At 47.4% G+C, this 19,371-nt stretch carries 19 protein-coding genes and 1 pseudogene; 8 read left to right on the top strand and 12 right to left on the bottom strand.

The annotated features are described in order from the left end of the window. Positions 1–71: 71 nt before the first annotated feature. From NX722_RS11370 to rpoS, 5 genes are all read left to right on the top strand, one after another. Positions 72–998 carry a DUF368 domain-containing protein gene (locus NX722_RS11370; protein ID WP_262568073.1) on the top strand — a complete coding sequence of 309 codons (927 nt, stop codon included), beginning with the start codon at positions 72–74 and terminating at the stop codon, positions 996–998. A gap of 290 nt (positions 999–1,288) precedes the next feature. Beyond that, the gene (locus NX722_RS11365) at positions 1,289–1,543 is read left to right on the top strand and encodes a hypothetical protein (protein ID WP_262568072.1); all 255 of its coding nucleotides are present in this window, start codon (positions 1,289–1,291) and stop codon (positions 1,541–1,543) included. 11 nt (positions 1,544–1,554) lie between these two features. Next, a complete protein-coding gene (locus NX722_RS11360) occupies positions 1,555–1,959 on the top strand; it encodes a hypothetical protein (protein ID WP_262568071.1) in 405 nt (134 codons plus the stop codon). Between the two features lie 333 nt (positions 1,960–2,292). Continuing rightward, positions 2,293–3,072 (top strand): peptidoglycan DD-metalloendopeptidase family protein, encoded by a 780-nt coding sequence (locus tag NX722_RS11355; RefSeq protein WP_262568070.1) that lies wholly within the window; start codon positions 2,293–2,295, stop codon positions 3,070–3,072. Between the two features lie 111 nt (positions 3,073–3,183). Further along, positions 3,184–4,209, top strand: a complete 1,026-nt coding sequence (gene rpoS / locus NX722_RS11350) for an RNA polymerase sigma factor RpoS (RefSeq protein WP_262568069.1) — start codon at positions 3,184–3,186, stop codon at positions 4,207–4,209. Between the two features lie 146 nt (positions 4,210–4,355). On the opposite strand, the gene fdxA is transcribed toward rpoS, so the two are convergent. From fdxA to NX722_RS11315, 7 genes and pseudogenes are all read right to left on the bottom strand, one after another. After that, positions 4,356–4,679, bottom strand: a complete 324-nt coding sequence (fdxA, locus tag NX722_RS11345) for a ferredoxin FdxA (protein ID WP_262568068.1) — start codon at positions 4,677–4,679, stop codon at positions 4,356–4,358. Positions 4,680–5,094: 415 nt separating this feature from the next. Further along, a complete protein-coding gene (locus NX722_RS11340) occupies positions 5,095–6,495 on the bottom strand; it encodes an IS1380 family transposase (protein WP_262568067.1) in 1,401 nt (466 codons plus the stop codon). Between the two features lie 107 nt (positions 6,496–6,602). Continuing rightward, positions 6,603–9,209 carry a DNA mismatch repair protein MutS gene (gene mutS, locus NX722_RS11335; protein ID WP_262568066.1) on the bottom strand — a complete coding sequence of 869 codons (2,607 nt, stop codon included), beginning with the start codon at positions 9,207–9,209 and terminating at the stop codon, positions 6,603–6,605. 449 nt (positions 9,210–9,658) lie between these two features. Then, complete coding sequence (locus NX722_RS11330; protein WP_262568065.1) at positions 9,659–10,798, bottom strand: glycerate kinase; 1,140 nt, start codon at positions 10,796–10,798, stop codon at positions 9,659–9,661. An 11-nt stretch (positions 10,799–10,809) separates the two neighbouring features. Continuing rightward, positions 10,810–11,484: a hypothetical protein gene (locus NX722_RS11325; protein WP_262568064.1), complete on the bottom strand. Its 675-nt coding sequence runs from the start codon at positions 11,482–11,484 to the stop codon at positions 10,810–10,812. Between the two features lie 128 nt (positions 11,485–11,612). Further along, complete coding sequence (locus NX722_RS11320; protein WP_262568063.1) at positions 11,613–12,149, bottom strand: DUF3605 domain-containing protein; 537 nt, start codon at positions 12,147–12,149, stop codon at positions 11,613–11,615. Between the two features lie 204 nt (positions 12,150–12,353). Further along, positions 12,354–12,701 (bottom strand): annotated as a pseudogene (locus NX722_RS11315) (ATP-binding protein); the annotation flags it as partial. Here NX722_RS11315 and NX722_RS11310 point away from each other — a divergent pair. The 3 genes from NX722_RS11310 to NX722_RS11300 all read left to right on the top strand — a co-directional run bounded on the left by NX722_RS11310 (position 12,679) and on the right by NX722_RS11300 (position 14,154). Further along, a complete protein-coding gene (locus NX722_RS11310; RefSeq protein ID WP_322740922.1) occupies positions 12,679–13,029 on the top strand; it encodes a zinc ribbon domain-containing protein in 351 nt (116 codons plus the stop codon). The pseudogene NX722_RS11315 and the gene NX722_RS11310 sit on opposite strands and share 23 nt — an antisense overlap. Before the next feature lie 284 nt (positions 13,030–13,313). Beyond that, positions 13,314–13,655, top strand: a complete 342-nt coding sequence (locus NX722_RS11305; protein ID WP_262568062.1) for a UPF0175 family protein — start codon at positions 13,314–13,316, stop codon at positions 13,653–13,655. After that, positions 13,648–14,154 carry a DUF3368 domain-containing protein gene (locus NX722_RS11300; RefSeq protein WP_262568061.1) on the top strand — a complete coding sequence of 169 codons (507 nt, stop codon included), beginning with the start codon at positions 13,648–13,650 and terminating at the stop codon, positions 14,152–14,154. Before NX722_RS11305 ends, NX722_RS11300 begins: the two co-directional genes overlap by 8 nt. Positions 14,155–14,287: 133 nt before the next feature. Here the strand turns inward: NX722_RS11300 and NX722_RS11295 are convergent, their stop codons facing one another. The 5 genes from NX722_RS11295 to NX722_RS11275 form a co-directional block, all read right to left on the bottom strand. Beyond that, a complete protein-coding gene (locus NX722_RS11295; RefSeq protein ID WP_262568060.1) occupies positions 14,288–15,085 on the bottom strand; it encodes an undecaprenyl-diphosphate phosphatase in 798 nt (265 codons plus the stop codon). A 90-nt stretch (positions 15,086–15,175) separates the two neighbouring features. Continuing rightward, positions 15,176–16,000, bottom strand: a complete 825-nt coding sequence (gene galU, locus NX722_RS11290; RefSeq protein WP_262568646.1) for a UTP--glucose-1-phosphate uridylyltransferase GalU — start codon at positions 15,998–16,000, stop codon at positions 15,176–15,178. A 97-nt stretch (positions 16,001–16,097) separates the two neighbouring features. Then, entirely contained in the window at positions 16,098–17,264 is a 1,167-nt protein-coding gene (locus NX722_RS11285; RefSeq protein WP_262568059.1) for a nucleotide sugar dehydrogenase, read from the bottom strand. 30 nt (positions 17,265–17,294) lie between these two features. Next, a complete protein-coding gene (locus NX722_RS11280) occupies positions 17,295–18,176 on the bottom strand; it encodes a glycosyltransferase (protein WP_262568058.1) in 882 nt (293 codons plus the stop codon). Next, positions 18,173–19,294, bottom strand: coding sequence for a glycosyltransferase (locus NX722_RS11275; protein WP_262568057.1), 1,122 nt, complete (start codon positions 19,292–19,294; stop codon positions 18,173–18,175). Before NX722_RS11275 ends, NX722_RS11280 begins: the two co-directional genes overlap by 4 nt. Positions 19,295–19,371: the final 77 nt, after the last annotated feature.

Raw genomic sequence — 19,371 nt, 5'->3', positions numbered from 1 at the left:
TACCCGAACATTGGTTTTTAAAAAATTAAATTCAGGCGGCTCAACGCCTGACTATTCAGGATTGTTAGATTATGTCTGTTAAAACAGATTTTCTCGGGCTGCTGCTCAGAGGTATGGCCATGGGGGCTGCCGATGTGGTACCGGGTGTGTCCGGTGGCACCATTGCCTTTATTACCGGCATTTATGACCGGCTGCTGAATTCTTTGCGCAGCTTTTCACCGACACTGCTGTTGCTGTTGAAAAACGAAGGTATCGGAGCCTGCTGGAAAAAAGTAGACGGCACTTTTCTTGTCTGTGTATTCAGCGGCATTCTGATTAGTGTTCTATCGTTCGCGCATCTGATCAGTTATCTGCTGGCGGAATATCCGGTACTGATCTGGTCGTTTTTCTTTGGGCTGATTCTGGTGTCCGGCTTTCACATGATTCGACAGGTTCGTCATTACAGTGTGACTGGCGGGATACTGTTTGTGCTGGCGGCAGTCTCTGCCTATATGATTGGTACCCTGACGCCTGCCAGTCTGACGCCAACACCGTTGATTTTGTTTTTTGCCGGTTCGATCGCTATCTGTGCGATGATTCTGCCGGGAATCTCCGGTAGTTTCCTGCTGTTGCTGATGGGCTTGTATGCTACGGTTCTGCAGGCATTGAAAACGCTGGATCTGATGGTTCTGACAGTTTTCGCCTCTGGCTGTGTTGTCGGGCTGTTGAGTTTTTCACACATACTGTCCTGGCTGTTACGTAAACACCGTGATCTGGCTCTGTCACTGTTAACCGGTTTGATGGTTGGGGCTCTTGGCAAGGTCTGGCCCTGGAAGCAGACGCTGGAAACCCGTCTTAACAGCTCGGGTCAGGAAGTCCCTTTTCTGGAAGTGAATGTTTCTCCTTTCAACTATGAATCCCTGACCGGGGAGCCAGCTTTACTCCTGCCAGGCTTATCATTGATGGTTGTAGCGATTGTTATGTTTTTGGTTATTGAGTGGTTAGGAAGCCGCAAGTAATCAGCAACTGTGTGACGGCATTTGCCCCTGTCTGTGAAGCATCATGGTTCGAATAATAAACCATGATGCTTTCCTGCTTGCCCTGAAATCAATTTGAGTCTAGACCGTGTGGTGTTCGTGAAAAGGTCAAATGTTTTTATAGGGGAAACAGGCTTTGCCAAATACTGAAGCGGGACAAACTTCGAAGTGGTTGCTCTTGTGCCTGGTAATTGTTTTTTTTACAGAAGATGCCGGAGCCAGTGAGCTTTGTCTGGCAATTTCAGATTATCATCGCATAGGCCATGAAAATCATGTCTTCCTTTCCGGTTTTGCAGGCAGCCAGTATTTTTATCAGTGTGGTTCAGGCAATACACCAGGAGAAAAAAAGACAGTCGTTGTTTATCGGTCAGGTTCTAATCAGGTACATTTGTTACGAGCGGGAAGCTGTAGCCACTCTGTTCAGGGCAGCGTCTCAACCGGATCTGGCGGAAATGAACCGCCGGAGCGCCCTTCTGATTACTCTCGACATGAGCCTTATGATAATCCTGAGCATCAAAGTCCTGTAAGGCGCTGGTTGTTGCGATTCTTTTCTTTTCTTTTTCGCCTGTGCGGTAGAGATTACTTTACGGGGAACTCGGATGAGGCGGAAGCTGTCAGGCTTACTTCCGAAGATGATGATTCAGATCCATATTCTGAAGCCTGTGAAAATGCTCTTGAAAATTATGCCTATGAACTGGACTCTTTAACAAAAGAGGGAATTATGAATATCTTAACTCAACACTCAAGTGTAGTCGTGAAAGTTTCAGAGTTTGGACAACTGATCAGGCACTTCATCGAGTCAGGAAGTCTTTCGCGGGCCGCCATTGAACAGCTGGAGGCTGAGCATTCTGAACTTCGTCTTGAAGAGAGTGCTTTGAGAATTCGTTTTGAAGCGCTCTTAAAATGGTACTGCAAAGAGCGTCAGGATAATCCGGATCGCTGAGTATCAGAAAATAGTCTGAAAAAGTTGCCTGCCATTATGTGAGTGCTGGTTTCGTAAGAGTTTTGCAAAAGCAGAGACTTGCTGTTCGCAGTGTGCGACTATTTGCCTGAACAAGTTTTGGACGTCCGTTTTATAAGTTAGTTGAATAGATAGTATTAATGTTTTTTTTAAAAACGACGTTTATTAATCTGCTAAGGATGATCTGTATAAAAACCGGAATACAGATGAGCCTGATAACTTGCATATATTTTTTTGACTTAAAATTACTTTTTTAAAAATTGGTTTAGTTATAAATTCTCTGAATCATACGTGGCGAAGATTGGGATAACGCCAATGATTATATTCGCAAAGTACCATCAAATTAAATTGAGTGTTTGCTCAAAAATAAGCCTGATTGTTCTGGCGTTTATAGGGCTGACTGCCTGCAGTCATGATCCATCCAGCGTTGTCGTCAAGGAACTGCGTTCGCCCCCCAGGGTGACATCGGGCACTCATATTGTCAGGCCGGAAGATACCTTGTACTCCATAGCCTGGCTCTATGGCAGGGACTTTCGGGAGCTGGCAGGCAACAACGGTATCCGCTCACCCTATATTATTCATCCTGGTCAGCACATCTCTCTGGAGCAGCGAAAGCAAGCCGTAATTCCACCCCCGCAACAGCAACCCGTTACATCGCCTAAACAGCAAGTGGTTAAAAAAGCACCAGTTCAGAAAAAACCTGTAGTCAGTCCAACCTCTCAGACTGTTTCCTGGCGCTGGCCAGCTAAGGGGAAAGTTATCCAGGGGTTTTCGTTGTCCGGATCTGTTAACAAAGGGATTGATATCGACGGCAATTTGGGAGAGCCTGTAATGGCAGCTGCAGCTGGTGAGGTTGTTTACGCAGGTAGTGACCTGGCTGGTTATGGCAGGCTGATTATTATGAAGCACAATAACAGCTATCTGAGCGCTTACGCTCATAACAGGGAATTGCATGTGGGTGAGGGAGACTCAGTTAAAGCAGGTCAGAAGATAGCCGAAATAGGTTCTACAGGAACTACAGAGCCTAAGCTGCATTTCGAAATTCGGCGTAATGGCACACCAGTCGACCCCATGCGATTCCTGCCAAAGCGGTGAGGTGAGAAGTACAGCGTTTGTAGAGGGATCTCACGGGTGTTGGGCGATCTGGATCGTTTGGTTCAGGCATGACTCAATAGAGAGTGGGACTTTCGGATAGGACTGACTCTTATGGCAGCGAAGAGGGATGGCTCAGAGCAAGGTTTTACTGAGGAAATAACCCAGGGACAGGATGATCTTGAGAATCTGTCGGATATCGGGCTGTTAGAACCCGGGGAAGCGTCGGCAGCGGCGAACAAGACCGCCAAGGTGGCTTCCACTACAGATTATGCTCGTCAACGACGTGATGATGATGGTTTTTATAAAACCATTGATGCAACACAGTTATACCTTAATGAAATAGGCTTCTCTCCGTTGTTGACGCCGGAAGAAGAAGTACATTATGCACGGCTTGCACGAAAGGGGGTTGAAGCTGGCCGTCGGCGTATGATTGAGAGTAACCTGCGACTGGTGGTAAAAATCTCCCGTCGCTATGTTAATCGTGGGCTGACCCTTCTCGATCTGATCGAAGAAGGTAACCTTGGCCTGATCCGGGCGGTTGAGAAGTTTGATCCTGAACGTGGCTTCCGGTTCTCGACTTATGCCACCTGGTGGATTCGGCAGACTATTGAACGGGCCATTATGAACCAGACCCGCACGATTCGTCTTCCCATCCATGTCGTCAAGGAGCTGAACGTTTATCTGCGGGCAGCACGGGAACTGACCCAGAAGCTCGATCACGACCCGACCCCGGAAGAAATAGCCCAGCTGCTGGATAAGCCGGTAGAAGACGTCAAGCGTATGCTGGGTCTGAATGAGCGTGTCACCTCCGTTGATACGCCTCTGGGGCCTGACTCTGATAAATCCATACTGGATACGATTTCCGACGATAAGGAATCGGATCCGGCTGAACTGCTTCAGGATCTGGATTTGAACGACAGTCTTGATAAATGGCTGGGTGAGCTGTCTGAAAAACAGCGCGAAGTGGTTGCCCGTCGTTTTGGTCTTAGAGGCTACGAAACCAGTACTCTGGAGGAAGTGGGCAAAGAGATTGGGCTGACTCGTGAAAGAGTACGGCAGATACAGGTCGAAGCGCTGAAACGTCTGCGCAGTATTCTGGAAAAACAAGGCTTGTCCGGCGAGTCATTGTTTAGCTGAGACGGTTTAGCTGATACCGTTTAGCTGATCCATTTCGTCAGCCGCATCAAGAAAGCGCAGCAACATAAAAAAAGCCATGTTCAGTCAAACGAACATGGCTTTTTTTTATGTACTGCAGTAAGAAAGCGCTCTGCCTGTGATAAGGCTTAACGTTCCAGATGTTCCAGCTTACCCTTTACACCGTCCCACTCGTCGGCATCGGGCAGCGGATCCTTTTTCTCGGTGATGTTATCCCAGACATCTGCCAGAACCGCATTCAGTTCAATGAATTCCTGCTGGTCTTCGGGCACTTCGTCTTCAGAAAAAATGGCGTTAGCAGGGCACTCGGGTTCACACAGGGCACAGTCTATGCATTCGTCCGGGTGGATGACCAGAAAGTTGGGTCCTTCGTAAAAGCAGTCTACCGGACATACTTCTACACAGTCAGTGTATTTGCACTTAATGCAGTTTTCACCCACTACGAAAGCCATGGTTTAAACTCCGTTTGTTCAGGCTGATACAGCAATCGGCATTTGCGCTTGCTAATTGCTGTTACTCGTTACTGTTGCAAGTTGTTGCTGGCCACATAGCCGTAATGGCGCAAAGTCTAACAGCAATATGGCCGGGGTTGTAGGTTAAGTCGGTGATAGTTTAAACCTATCTATACCGATGCCTTATAAGCTAACCCGAATATTTCATAAATGAGCAACAAGTTCCGGAAAAAACATCCCATTCTGATTTTTTCGGAGGTCTGTTGCTCTACTGTCCATGAAAAAGGTATTACAACCCGAACTCACCATTAATTCGGATGTTTTTTGATCAGCACCTGCTTTTTCAGGACAACAGAATTCCCCAACACTCTTTCTGTTGGTCGCTATTTTATTCTGATTGAGTTTATGAAGCTGACTATCCCGGTCGAGGCAGCGGCATTGAATAAAAGACTTCGGTTATATGCTGCAAAAGCCCTTTTATTGGACAGCTGCGGGGCAAGTGAAGTTTGATTCGGTCTTTATACTCAACCACTTTAACCGCGACCTTACAAAGTTTTGTGATCACGGTTGATGGCTGTGCCTTTTCCAGCTCCGTACCTTTCAGTGCCTTGGTTCTCAGCTCATAGTGAAGAACATAAGCAGCGCAGGCGTAAAACATTCTCAGGTGATTTGCCAGAAAGCCTTGATCTGACAAGCGATCACCGGACAAATCACTTTTCAGATGCTTAATGAAGTTCTCATCCTGCCCTCTGGGACAATAAAGGTCTTCATATATTTCCTCGGGGGAAGCCTCTATCATCGAAGTCACAATAAAGCGGGGATTGTCGCCTTTCTGGTTGACCTCTGCCTTATAGATTATCCGGGTGTCCAGCCCTTTCCAGCTTTTTGCCTGATAGTCCGTTTCTCCGTAGAGCCTGAGTCGCTCAGGCTCTGGCATGTTGTTCAGTTTTGCCAGCCCGGTTTTAACGTCGAGAGCTTTCCGCGCTTCATCCAGCAACTCTTTGGCTTTAGGTCGCAAGGCCGTCTTGTGTCCTGCGCCTTTTCCCAGCACGTAGTCGGAGTGAGGGTCATCCTGAACAACCTGCATTAACTCTGGTTGGGCAAAGTGGCTATCCCCACGAACCAGTAAATGGGTTTTCGGCCATCTTGTACGGATCAGCTTAATGAGGCGCTGGAGAATAGCTGCATTCTCTCGGCCTGTGGGTGTTTTTCCAGGACGCAGGATCGAAGTGATCAGCTTGCCGCTGAGCCCCTCAAAGATCATTAAGGGCAAGTAACAGTAGTCTTGATATTTGGCGTTGAACAGGTTCATCTGCTGGCCGCCATGGGTGATAGCAGGCGTATGATCCAGGTCGATAATGATGGCTAATGGCGGGTATTCATAACTGCTGATGAAGTGATCAGCCAGTGCTTTGGTCATATTATAAATATCCCGTTTGGTCATGGACTGACCAAGCCTTGTATACGTTGGAGCGGAAGCCAGATGGTTATCATCGTCCAGTGGGTTTCTTCCATTGGCAAGCTTAAAGATTGGGTCTTTACGCAGATGGTTGCTGTCGTTTGCATCTTCATAACCACAGGCCATTTGCAGAACTCTTTGGGCAATGAGTTCTTGCAGGGTGTGGTCGATGTAGGATTGATGACGCTTATCGTCAATGCCGTCAGTCAGCCTGGATATGATACCGCTGTGAAGCATTGTTTCACGTAGCATCAGGGCGCCAAAATCAGAGGATAATTCTCCGCCATTGAAGTCTGCCCGGATAGTTTTTCCGTTGGAGGGGTGAAAACGAAGCTGTTCTTGTGTAAATTTGTTCATGGCAAGTTCCGGTTTGCTTCTTCCGAAGCATTTTTTTGGTCGACCCAATTATATCAAGTGATTGGGCGGAACTTGCCTCTTTTTATGAAATATCCGGGCTAAAACGCTTATTTAGTCAGGCTTTTAAGATCATAGATCAGATCCAGTGCCTGTCGCGGTGAAACTTCATCAGGATTGATTTCGCCCAGGCGGTCAACAGCCGGATGAGGTTGCGCCGTGGCAAACAGGTCATCCTGAAGTGGTTGCTCACGGACAACCCTGGTTTCTGGCTGTACAGTGGGCAGTGGATAGGAAGACGTTTGCTCCAGCTGTGCCAGCTTGTTTTTGGCCTGATTCACTACATGCCTTGGCACACCGGCCAGCTGGGCAACCTGCAAACCATAACTCTGGCTGGCCGGGCCTTCCTGTACCGCATGTAAAAATACTATACGGTCGTCGTGTTCGGTAGCGTTCAGATGAACGTTGACAACGGTGTCGCATTCGTCTGGCAGCTGTGTCAGCTCAAAATAGTGAGTGGCAAACAGGGTAAAGGCCTTTACCGAATCCGCAAGATAGTGAGCGCAGGACCAGGCCAGGGACAAGCCGTCAAAGGTACTGGTGCCGCGTCCCACTTCATCCATCAGAACCAGGCTGCTCTCGGTGGCGTTGTGTAGAATATTAGCGGTTTCTGTCATTTCTACCATAAAGGTTGAACGGCCACCGGCCAGGTCGTCAGATGAGCCAATGCGGGTAAAGATTCGGTCGACAACACCTATTCTTGCGTGGCTGGCGGGTACGAAACTGCCCACATGTGCCATCAGTACGATCAGGGCAGTCTGGCGCATATAGGTGGATTTACCGCCCATGTTGGGACCCGTTATGACCAACATACGACGCTGATGGTTGAAATTGACACTGTTGGCGACAAAGGGTTCATTCAGCACCTGTTCTACAACCGGGTGACGACCTTCTTCAATGGCGATACCCGGTGTCGCTGTCAGTTCTGGTTTACAGAAGTTGAGAGACTCTGCACGTTCAGCCAGGTTGGTCAATACGTCAAGCTCTGCCAGCCCCATTGCCGTTTCCTGCATGGGACCCAGCGCTTCAACCAGCTTATCGAGAAGCTCATCATACAGAGCTTTTTCCCGGCTCAGGGCGCGGCTTTTGCTGGACAGTGCCTTGTCTTCAAACTCTTTCAGTTCCGGTGTAATAAAACGTTCAACGTTTTTCAGTGTTTGACGACGTATGTATTCTACCGGGGCATCCTCAGACTCACGACGGCTTAACTCTATGTAATAACCGTGTACACGGTTATAACCGACTTTCAGACTGGCAAGCCCTGAACGTTCCCGCTCTCTCTGTTCCAGCTGAACCAGATAATCACCAGCGTTTTCACTAAGCGCGCGGAATTCGTCCAGTTCGGCATCGTAACCCGTTGCAATCACACCGCCGTCCCGAATCACTACAGGCGGATTTTCAATAATGGCGCTATCGAGCAGACCCGAAAGCTGCGGGTGTTCACTGATGATGGCGGACAGGTTGTGAATGGCTTCACTGTCGATAGTGCGCAGAATATCCTGCAGCTCCGGCAGTTGCAGAAAAGCGTCACGGAGTCGGGCAAGGTCTCTTGGACGCGCTGATTTCAGGGCAACTCTTGCCAGAATCCGTTCAATATCACCAATGCCTTTCAGTACGGGTTGCAAGGTTTCAAAGTAGAAACCCTGCTTCAGTGTCTCAATACTGTCCTGACGATCCTGAAGTTTTTTGAGGTCGCGGAGGGGGCGGTTGATCCAGCGTCCCAGAAGGCGACTGCCCATAGCGGTAGAGGTATGATCCAGTACCGACATCAGAGTATGTTCCCGGCCACCGGACAGGTTGGTGGTCAGTTCCAGGTTTTTACGACTGGCGGCGTCCAGTACCACGCTGTCTTCACGGTTTTCCAGCTGTATACCGCGAATATGGGGCAGGGCTGTACGTTGTGTCTCTTTGGCATATTGCAGCAGGCAGCCTGCTGATTCTATGGCGACAGACAGCTTATCGCAGCCAAAGCCCTGCAGGTTTTTGGTCTGGAATTGTCGTGTCAGCTGTTCAATGGCTGTTTCCCGGTCAAAATCCCAGGGAGGACGTTTAATGGTGCCGGGGCGAGCTGTAATGCTTTCAGGCCATGAATGTTCATCGTTGATCAGAATTTCTGCCGGGCTGAGGCGCTCGATTTCTGCCAGCAGAGCCTCTTCGTCCCTGACTTCCAGCACGGTAAAGTGACCACTGCTGATGTCCAGCGTGGCAATGCCATAAAGGTGGTCATGGTGGTTCACGGCGGTCAGCAGGTTATCCTGACGATCATCCAGTAATGCTTCATCACTGACGGTGCCCGGTGTCAGGATACGCATGACTTTGCGCTCTACCGGCCCTTTGCTGGTGGCCGGATCGCCTACCTGTTCGCAGATAGCGACCGATACCCGCAGGCGAACCAGTCGGGCAAGGTAGCCTTCAGCGGCGTGGTAAGGAATGCCCGCCATAGGAATAGGCTCGCCACCGGACTGTCCCCGGGCGGTCAGGGTAATATCGAGAAGTTTGGCGGCTTTTCTGGCATCATCATAAAACAGTTCATAAAAATCCCCCATACGATAAAACACCAGATGTTCCCGGTGTTGTTGTTTGATGCGCAGGTATTGCTGCATCATCGGGGTGTGTTTTGATAATTGTACGTCAGTCTTATCTTTAGAATTTGCCATTTAAATCACTAAAATCACTATAAATCATGGGGTTTACGGCTATTTGGTCGAGTGTTCATAGTCTCAATAAGTCCCAAATAAAACCAACGAAGGGGGACTTAGTGCATCCGCTAGTATAGGTTTTTAGGGCAACTCTCCTGATGGGAAGACGAGTCGGCAAAAACCTATGCTGCCGGTCTGTATCCCGTATGGGAGTAACCCCTTCAGACAACTGGCAAGATTCAGGGGGCTGGCATCGCTGAAAATGCGATGCAACCTGTTGACCATATGGTGTAAATGTACTGTTAAAGTGAAGGGGGCTGGATATGCCAGACAGAAATGATAACAAAGAGGATAAAAAACCTCTAACGGACCGTGCCATAGGGGTACAATTCTTCTCCTATGCACTTTTGTTGGCTTTGCAACGTCTCAATGGCTTGCCTTTGTGACTCTGCGCTTATGCGGCTTATTTACAAGGTATTAAATAGCATTAAGGTACTGGCCAGGTTTCTGGCAGCCCGGATCAGGTTCTTCTCACCATTTGCCAGAGCTTCAGACAGTGGGACAGCCCCATGAACAATCGGAAACAGAGCATCAATTCCACGCTCATAGACCGCTTCAACCCCTGAACCGACAGAGCCTGCCAGTGCAATGACGGGGAGATCGAGCTGCTTGGCAATCCGGGCAGCTCCCACAGGTGTTTTTCCTTGTGCCGTCTGCCCATCAATTCGGCCTTCTCCGGTGATCAACAGATCAGCGCCGATGACTTTCCCTGCCAGATCGACGGCTTCCATCACGATATCAATCCCAGGCTTTAATTCAGCGCCCAGGAAAGCGAGAAGGGCGGCACCCATGCCTCCGGCGGCACCAGCTCCGGGCTCTTGCTCAACCTCTTTGCCAAGGTCTCGCTTCAAAAGGTTGGCATAGTGTTTCAGTGCCTGATCCAGTTGTTCCACCATCTCAGGACTTGCACCTTTCTGGGGGCCAAACACAGCAGAAGCACCATTGGCTCCGGTAAGTGGATTGTCCACATCGCAGGCAGCAATGAATTCCACAGACTTCAGACGCTCATCCATCTGGCTGGTGTCAATGTTACAAAGTTTTGATAACGCTGCACCACCGCAGGGTAGCTCTTCTCCATCAACATCCAGAAGTTTTACGCCCAACACCTGCATCATACCTGCGCCACCATCATTGGTTGCACTGCCACCAATGCCGACGATCATGCGCTTGATACCGTGGTCCAGAGCGCTGAGAATCAACTCTCCAGTTCCACGGGTCGTACTGATCATCGGGTTGCGTTGATCTGCGGGAACTAGTTCAATACCTGAAGCCCTGGCCATTTCAATCACTGCGGTTTCGCCATCACCCAGCAGGCCGAAGCTAGCCTGAACGATCCCTCCCATTGGACCGGTGACCGGTAACTCAATCAGCCTGCCGTTAGTGGCGTCAACCAGAGACTGAAGCGTACCTTCTCCACCGTCGGCAACCGGAACTTTAATGCACTCCGCATCCGGAATAACCTGCTTCAAACCGGTTTCAATAGCCTGCGCTACCTGGGCTGCAGTAAGACATTCTTTAAATGAGTCTGGTGCAATAACGATTTTCATGCTCAATCCCCTCAGAATTGAAGAATGCCATAAATCAGTGTCGAGGTAGCAGCCATGGAGAAGCCGATCAGGGTCTCCCATGGCAGTGCTTTCAGACGCTCACTGATGCCCATGCCGACACTGCCGCCCGTAGAATGGAAGAAACTGCCGTGAGGCATGTGATCCAGTACTGTGGCACCGGCATGCATCATGCAAGCCGCGCCGAGGGATGGAATGCCCAGGGCAATAATAATGGGGCCAAATACATTAGAGGCAACGGCTGTGCCAGCAGTAGTCGAAGCGGTTGCTGCCGACATCATCATGCCACTCAGCGGTGCTAGCAGGTAAGCAGGTAAGTCAGAGGCTTTGAGGAACTCAACCAGAGAGTTACTGAGCCCTGAGTTGGCAATAATACCGGCCAGAGTTCCAGTACCAATCAGCATAATGGCAACACCACTCATGCGCTGAAGACCGCCCACAGCAAAGGTGTTGATGTCACGAATACGTCCCATGGCCAGCGCGCCAGCAACACCTCCCAACGGCAAGGCGATCAATGGGTCAATGGCAATGCCTGCAAGAGGACGCAGAGCCAGAAGACCAATGGCTACCAGTGGTGCTGTCAATGCGGCCAGCAGGGAGGGACGGTTGTGTTGGCTGGTTTCTTCGAAAGTCCGATCGGTGTTTTTCAGGGGTTTTCTGACAGGCACTATATAGACGGCGACAGCATTGTAGATAAAGGTAAACGAGAGATTATTAAACCATTGAAAGAAGCGGTCAGTAAGCTGTAAAGCAAGGCAGACAACTGTTCAAAAGCTCGCTTTGATGAAATGATTGGCTAATCCTGCCAAACGAAAGGGATACGCTCTGGACTGCTGAACGGAATATTACTGATCAGATCTATCAGAGCTTCTCTCCCCTCTCGACTCCGAATAAAAATATGAGCATGAGCTAACCCTTTAACGGTTCTGTTTTTACTGATATTTATTCGGATAACAGAGTCAAAACCATTACCGCTTTTCAATGCAGGCAGCCATTCCATAAGCTGTTTTTCAGAATGAAAAATGAGTGGTTCACGGTCCCAATTGTCATAATTACTATACAACAACAGGTGTGCCGTATCGTTCTCTAACCAATAGGGAAAGCTATTGATAACCAGCTTATATTGCTGTGGACATTTTTGGGCAAGACAATGATCGATCATAGCGTCATCCATCTGAAACACCTCTTCCAGAATCACGCTTTCCAATGACCGACCACTATTATTTATTTCAGCCACCCTTGCTTTGTATCTAGCGGTTTCTCTGTCATCCCTTCTGGGAATAAACTCTTCCGCCGTTAGCTCATCCCAACTGAGAGGTTTCTGTTCTGCCATAACCTCGGTAGCGGCAGAAACTATAAAAGCCAGAATCGTGAGACATTGGAGAGTGGCTGATTTCATCATTTACTGTCGGATTAAACGAATGGGTGAAAGTCTCATATTGACTCTCTTTTCAGGGTGCGTATTCTGGTCAAAATGAACGGTGATTCTGGAAAGCGTGAACACCTCCGCTTTCCTAAACATTGCCCACTTCTATTTTTAGCCTGAGTGTTCACGCTCTTCCAGTTTTGCCCTGATTTTTCTCATAGACTCTCCCTTGAGTTTCAGCCGGTGGGCGTTATGTGTCAGTCGATCCAGAATCGCTTCTGCCAAAGTCGCATCTCCAATGCTGTCATGCCATTTCGACACTGGAAGCTGGCTGGTCACTATGGTGGAGCTCTGGTTGTGGCGGTCATCCATTATCTCCAGCAAGTCATTGCGCTGGCTCTGGCTCAGTTGTTCCAGACCCCAGTCATCCAGTATCAGCAGATCGACTTTTGCCAGCTGTTTAAGTTGCTTGCTGTAACTGCCGTCACCATGGCCAATGGTCATCGCTTCCAGCAGCCTGTATCACAGTGCCAACAAAATGATTGATTTCGCTGTCGAAAGACAGGCCGGAACACTCGTCATTGGCGACGTGAGCAACATTGCAAGAAACAAGCGGAAGACAAAGAAAGGTTCCCGCAGAAGTAATCAGGAAAATGCCGGTAGTCCCCTTGGGAGACTGGTTGACTCCCTGATCTACAAAGGCAGCCCGGAAGGCGTTGAGGTTGTGAAAATTAACGAAGCCTACACCAGCCAGACCTGTCCGAAATGTGGATACCGGCACAAACCCGGTGGACGGGTCTGCCAATGCAGAAACAAAGAGTGCGGTTTCATTGCTCCGAGGGATTAAGTGGGCGCAGTCAATATTCTCTGTAAGCATCTGCATGGCGGTATGAAATCTGATCGGTTGTTGCGCTTCGGTGGCAGACACTCAGTTGTCGCTGGAGCTGGAGTCTGTGGCCTAATCAGGAATCCCCGTCGTTTAGAGGCTGTCAATCACTGTGGAATAATGAAAACAATGATCGATAACAGGCATTGAAGCACTATAATAGGTACACAAGTAAGACACAATCTGCGTAAATAGTACAAAAGCTGACTTACATCGCCACATTTTTATCACACAGGGATTTAGCCATGAACACAAATACAACACCCGCTGTCTTTGGCATCAGGGAACTCAGGGAGCGATCTAAAGAACTCGGAAAAGCAGCGCAGGACGGCAAGTTGACCGTTCTTACCCGCTATGGAGCCCCCCTTATGATTGGTGTGCCTGTCACCAGTTTCTTACTGGAAAAAGGCGTTCACACCGGGCTGGCTGTCAGTTTATACGAGTCGGGCGCACTAACCCTTGCCAAAGCAGCTCAGCTAGCCAGCCTGAGCCTGGAAGATTTTATGAATACGGTCTCAAGCCTCGGTATCCCCATCGCAGATTATGAACCTGGTGATATCGAAAAGGAGATGAAATACTTTGACTAAAATCATCGTGGCCGATGCCAGCCCGCTGATTGCGCTGGGGCAAACTCCTGTTTTTGAAAATCCGGAGCCACTCAAAATCCTGTTACTAGCCCCGGATACCGTGCTGAATGAATGCAGAATACCGGGTAAACCATCCGGCAATGTCATTGAGAAAGCCGTAAACACAGGTTTCATAAAACCCATTGCTGACAAACCAGAAAACCATCCACTGATAACAAATTTGCAAAACGTGCTGGATAAAGGTGAGGCCCAGGCCATTGCAGCAGCCATGGAGCTTAACACCTGCATTATGATTGATGAAAAAAAAGGTCGGAAAATCGCCAGCAATAAAGGCCTGAAAGTAATTGGCAGCCTCACGCTGTTACTTCAAGCCAGAAAGCATCGCATTGTTGGACCATTGAAACCAATTGTTGAACAACTCCGTGAGAGAGGCATCCGGTATTCAGACCCAGTGATTAATGAACTATTGGCGCTTGAGGCGAAATTAATAACTGGGTAACTTCTGGACTGTGGGATCAGGAATACGACATAAAAACAGTGCCAGCTCGCTTACGCACAATACCCGGCGCACCATACAAAAAAAGCCAGAACCTTTTCAGGAACTGGCTTTTTAGAATTTAGAAAACTCTGGATCAAATAAAGTATAAAAGTGCCAATCCAAGCAATAACCGATACACGACAAACGGCATCAACCCCATACGACTGATCATACCCAGAAAAAAGTGAATACAGAGCATCGCACTGATACCGGAAAGCAACGCACCACTCACCAGCTCACCCCACATAATTACTTCCGTCGATTTGATCAAGTCAAGGATAACTAGCAGACTGGCACCCAAAGTCACCGGAATCGACAACAGAAAGGAAAATCGTGCAGCCGCTTCACGTTTGAAGCCCAGCATCAAAGCCGCCGTAATAGTGATACCGGAACGGGATGTCCCCGGAATCAGGGAAATCGCCTGAGCAAAACCAATCATCATAGCTGTTTTCAGGTTGATCTTTTCCAGAGGAATTTTGCGCTTGCCAAAATAATCCGCCACACCCATCAACGCACCGAACAGGAGCGTGGTGATCATAATCACCGTGGTCGAACGCAGCATTTCGTCAACGCCGGTGGCTTTCATCCAGAAACCAAAGATAACCGCTGGAAAAGTAGCAAGTCCTACATACCAGGCCATTTTGCTGTGTTGGGTTGTACCCTTGCCCGCCAGAGATAACGTCCAGTCCCGGATCAACAGCCAGATATCCTTGCGAAAATACAGCATAACCGCTGCCAGCGTACCAATGTGTACTGCGGCATCAAAGGCTATACCCTGGTCCGGCCAATCAAGCAACTGCGCCGGAAGAATAAGGTGTGCCGAGCTGGAGATCGGCAAGAATTCGGTGAGCCCCTGAACCAGGGACAAAACGATGATTTGAATTGCATCCATGAAAACAACGATAAATGTAAATGGTTAAAACAAAAAAAGGCACAAAGACGCCAGAATTGACGTACTTTGTGCCCTTATGATTACGGAATATTACTTGGAAAACTTGTCGTAGCAGTAATTGGTCGCTTCGATAAAACCTTCAATACTACCACAGTCGAAACGCTTCCCCTTAAACTTATAAGCCAGAACACACCCACGCTGAGCCTGAGCCAGCAGCGCATCGGTGATCTGGATTTCGCCGCCTTTACCCGGCTGGGTGTCGGCGATCAGGTCAAAGATATCCGGGGTCAGAATGTAGCGACCAATGATGGCCAGGTTGCTTGGCGCGTCTTCTTTGGTGGGTTTTTCAACCATGTTCTCCACACGGATAAGATCATCGGAAATCGCCTGACCGGCAATAACACCGTATTTATGAACTTCATCTTCCGGCACTTCCATTACCGCCACAATGCTGCAACGGAACTGCTTATAAAGCTGTGCCATCTGCGCCAGAACACCTTCGCCTGCATCGTTGATGCACAGGTCATCGGCCAGTACCACACCGAAAGGCTGGTCACCCACCAGGGTCTGACCACTCAGGATCGCATGACCCAGACCTTTCATTTCACGCTGACGGGTATAGGAGAACGTACACTCATCAATAATGTTACGAATGCCATTCAGTAACTCTTCCTTAGACGTACCGGAAATCTGGTGTTCCAGCTCGAAGTTGGCGTCGAAATGGTCTTCCAGGGCTCGCTTGCCCCGACCGGTGACAATACAGATGTCGCTCATACCCGCCTGCAGAGCTTCTTCAACACCGTATTCAATCAGCGGCTTGCTGACGATAGGCATCATCTCTTTAGGCATGGACTTGGTCGCTGGCAGGAAACGGGTTCCATAGCCAGCGGCGGGGAAAAGACACTTTTTAATCATCATTATTCCTTTTATAACTCACTAATTCTGGCTGAACTGCTTTGTCAACCTACATGGTCGCAAAAAAATCAGTGAGTAAATTGCCTGTCAAAGGGGCTTAGTCCGAACCAAACAAATCACGGGTATAGACTTTTCTCGCGACATCGCTTAATTCGTCCATCATCCGGTTAGAAACAATCACATCGGACATGGCCTTAAACTCATTCAGATCTTTAATGACTTCTGAGTGGAAAAACTCATCCTCATCCAGCACAGGTTCATAAACAACAACCGTGACACCCTTAGCCTTGATGCGTTTCATTACCCCTTGAATGGAAGAGGCGCGGAAGTTATCAGAACCGGACTTCATGATCAGCCGGTAAATACCAACAACCTCAGGATTCTGTTTCAGAATGGAATCGGCTACAAAATCCTTTCGGGTGGTATTGGCATCAACAATGGCGTTGATGATGTTGTTGGGCACATCTTCATAGTTGGCACGCAACTGCTTGGTGTCTTTTGGCAGGCAGTAACCGCCATAACCAAAGGAAGGATTGTTGTAATGACTGCCGATCCGTGGATCAAGGCCAACCCCTTCAATAATCTGGCGAGAATCCAGGCCGTGGGTTTCGGCGTAGGTATCAAGCTCATTAAAGTAAGACACACGCATAGCCAGGTACGTGTTGGAAAACAGTTTGACCGCCTCAGCTTCAGTAGAATCAGTAAACAGCACCTCTATGTCTTGCTTAATGGCTCCCTGCATCAACAACTGCGCAAACTGCTTAGCACGCTCAGAGCGTTCACCCACAATAATACGGGACGGGTACAGATTGTCATAAAGCGCTTTACCTTCACGCAGGAATTCAGGGGAGAAAATAATATTCTCACAACCCAGTTCCTCTTTAATGCGTTGGGTATAACCCACAGGCACCGTAGACTTGATGACCATTGTCGCCTTTGGGTTGATCGACATTACATCTTTGATAACAGCCTCAACAGAGCTGGTATTAAAGTGGTTTGTCTCAGTGTCGTAATCCGTAGGCGTGGCGATCACCACAAACTCTGCATCTTTGTAGGCTTCTTCTTTATTACAGGTAGCCCGCAGATTCAGTTCTTTATTGGCCAGAAAGTCTTCAATCTCAGCATCGACAATCGGAGACATTCTGTCGTTTATCAGATCAACCTTGCGCTGGATAATATCAACAGCGCAGACTTCATTGTGTTGTGCCAGCAATATAGCGTTGGACAGCCCTACGTAGCCTGTGCCAGCAATGGCTATTTTCATATCAATCACTCAATTATATTTAAAATCGTGTTAGTAAATTTCTGGATACTTGTATTGCTTTGCAAGGTCACTATCAGAAGTAACGCTTTCAGCGCCTCTCAAGAATTTATAGGCAAATTTTGATAAGAAAGGAGGGCTCATCCTCAGTAAGTATATTGCAAAAGCATAAAACCAATTACTTAGGCTGTAGCAGTCCATTTCTCTCATAGCATATATCTTTGCATTAAAATCATTCTTGGCCTTAGATTTGCCACGACGTGCATGGAAGTTCTGATCAACTCTGAAGCAGAGTAGTGGTTCATCAATATTTGAAAACTTGTACCCTTTTTTTGCCAGATCAATCCATAAATAATAATCTTGAGTATTCTTTAAATTAGGTGAATATCTATTACCAGATTCGAAAACTCGTCTTCTAAACATAACACTTGGGTGATTAAAAGGACATCGCCTAATTATATTTTTTTTAAGTTCCCAGTCACTAACTTGCATTCTTTTATAAGATTGCAATTTTCCTTCATGATCAACTTCAAAAACACTTGAACCAACAACATCTATATCAGGATGAGAAGTTAAAAAATCAACCTGCTTTTTAAAACGTGTTGAATGCGAAATATCATCAGCATCCATCCTTGCAAAATAATCCACATGTAACTCATTAGTCAAAATTACATCCACCAACTTATTTAGAGATGCGGCGAGACCGATATTAGTATCATTCCTTACAAGTCGAACTTTTGAAGACTTAACAGTAGACAAATAATTTTCAACATCAGGTTTTAACTCTCCATCACATACGATATAAATGAGCACATTGTTATACGTTTGCTTGACAAGAGAAGAAAAAGACTCACGAATAATCTCAACAGAGTCGTTTTTATAAATTGAAAATAATGTCGCAACCAGAGCACTCATCTAATCTTCCTGACAACATCGACATAAAGTTCTTGATAAGTTTGACTCATAACTTTTGCACTTAAATGTTCATTAATGACAGTCAGACAATTTGATTTTGCCGCCTCACGATCAAAGTTCATAGCTTTTTCCATAGCTTCAGCCAATGAAGAAGAATCTCTTTCTCTAAAGATCTGACCAATATTCTGATTAAGCTCAAACAACTCTTCATGTGGTGCAATATCAGATATAATCAAGGGCAACCCACAGGCCATGGCTTCAATAGCAGCATTTGGTAATCCCTCAGCGCGTGAGGCAGAAACGAAAAAGTCAGACGACTTAAGATATTCATCAACATTTATTACACGACCAGTAAAAATAATTCTTGAGTCTTTCGAGCACTGTTTTTCTAGCTCTGCTCTCATATCCCCATCGCCAAGAAAAAGCAACACTGTAGATTCTGATGACAGTGCTTCAAATGCTCGCAAAACAGTCAAAGGATCCTTCCTTCTAGTGAGGTGACCAGTGCTGATAAAAATTTGCTTATCTACAGGTAATCCTAAGTGTAAACGTAACTGCTCTTTACCAGCAGAGGATAAAGGGTAGTATAGCTTGGTGTTAACACCGTTTTGAACAGCGTTTGAATTGACACCGCTCAGCAACAAATTCCTCGATACTGACTTTGAACAAGCAGCAATGACATCAATTCTTTTTAAAAATGCAATGTGACACTTGGTCATAACTGACCCAACCAGCTTTCCATAAGTCATGGGGTAGTCAAGTTGCAAATAGTTACGAATAGTACAGATATGGGGTTTATCAAGATAACTCGCTAATATATCAGATCTAATACCCTGGGTATGCAAAAGATCAGGCTTTGCAGTAGATATTAGCTTCCGAAGCTTTTTCAAACCGAAGACCACCCCAGACCAGCGACTTAAGTCAAGTGTGTACAAGGTCACTTCGGCACGCTTAAATTCCTTCAATAAGCTCTCAGCCGGTTCGGGCGAAAGAGTAATCACTATCGGCTGAAAAACATTTAAATCTAGATTCGAAACAATATTCAGAAGCTGATTTGTTGGACCACTTTTCTTAAGAGTAGAAACGATATAAGCAACTTTTATTTTTGACTTTGCCACTTTTATTTTAAACCTCAAAAACTATGAAAAGAAAGGTATCGCTTATTACTATGACATAGTCAAAGAACAAAGCTGAA

The sequence above is a fragment of the Endozoicomonas gorgoniicola genome (genome assembly GCF_025562715.2).
In the GTDB taxonomy this organism is placed as follows: domain Bacteria; phylum Pseudomonadota; class Gammaproteobacteria; order Pseudomonadales; family Endozoicomonadaceae; genus Endozoicomonas_A; species Endozoicomonas_A gorgoniicola.
This window is presented reverse-complemented; position numbering and strand designations above follow the sequence as displayed.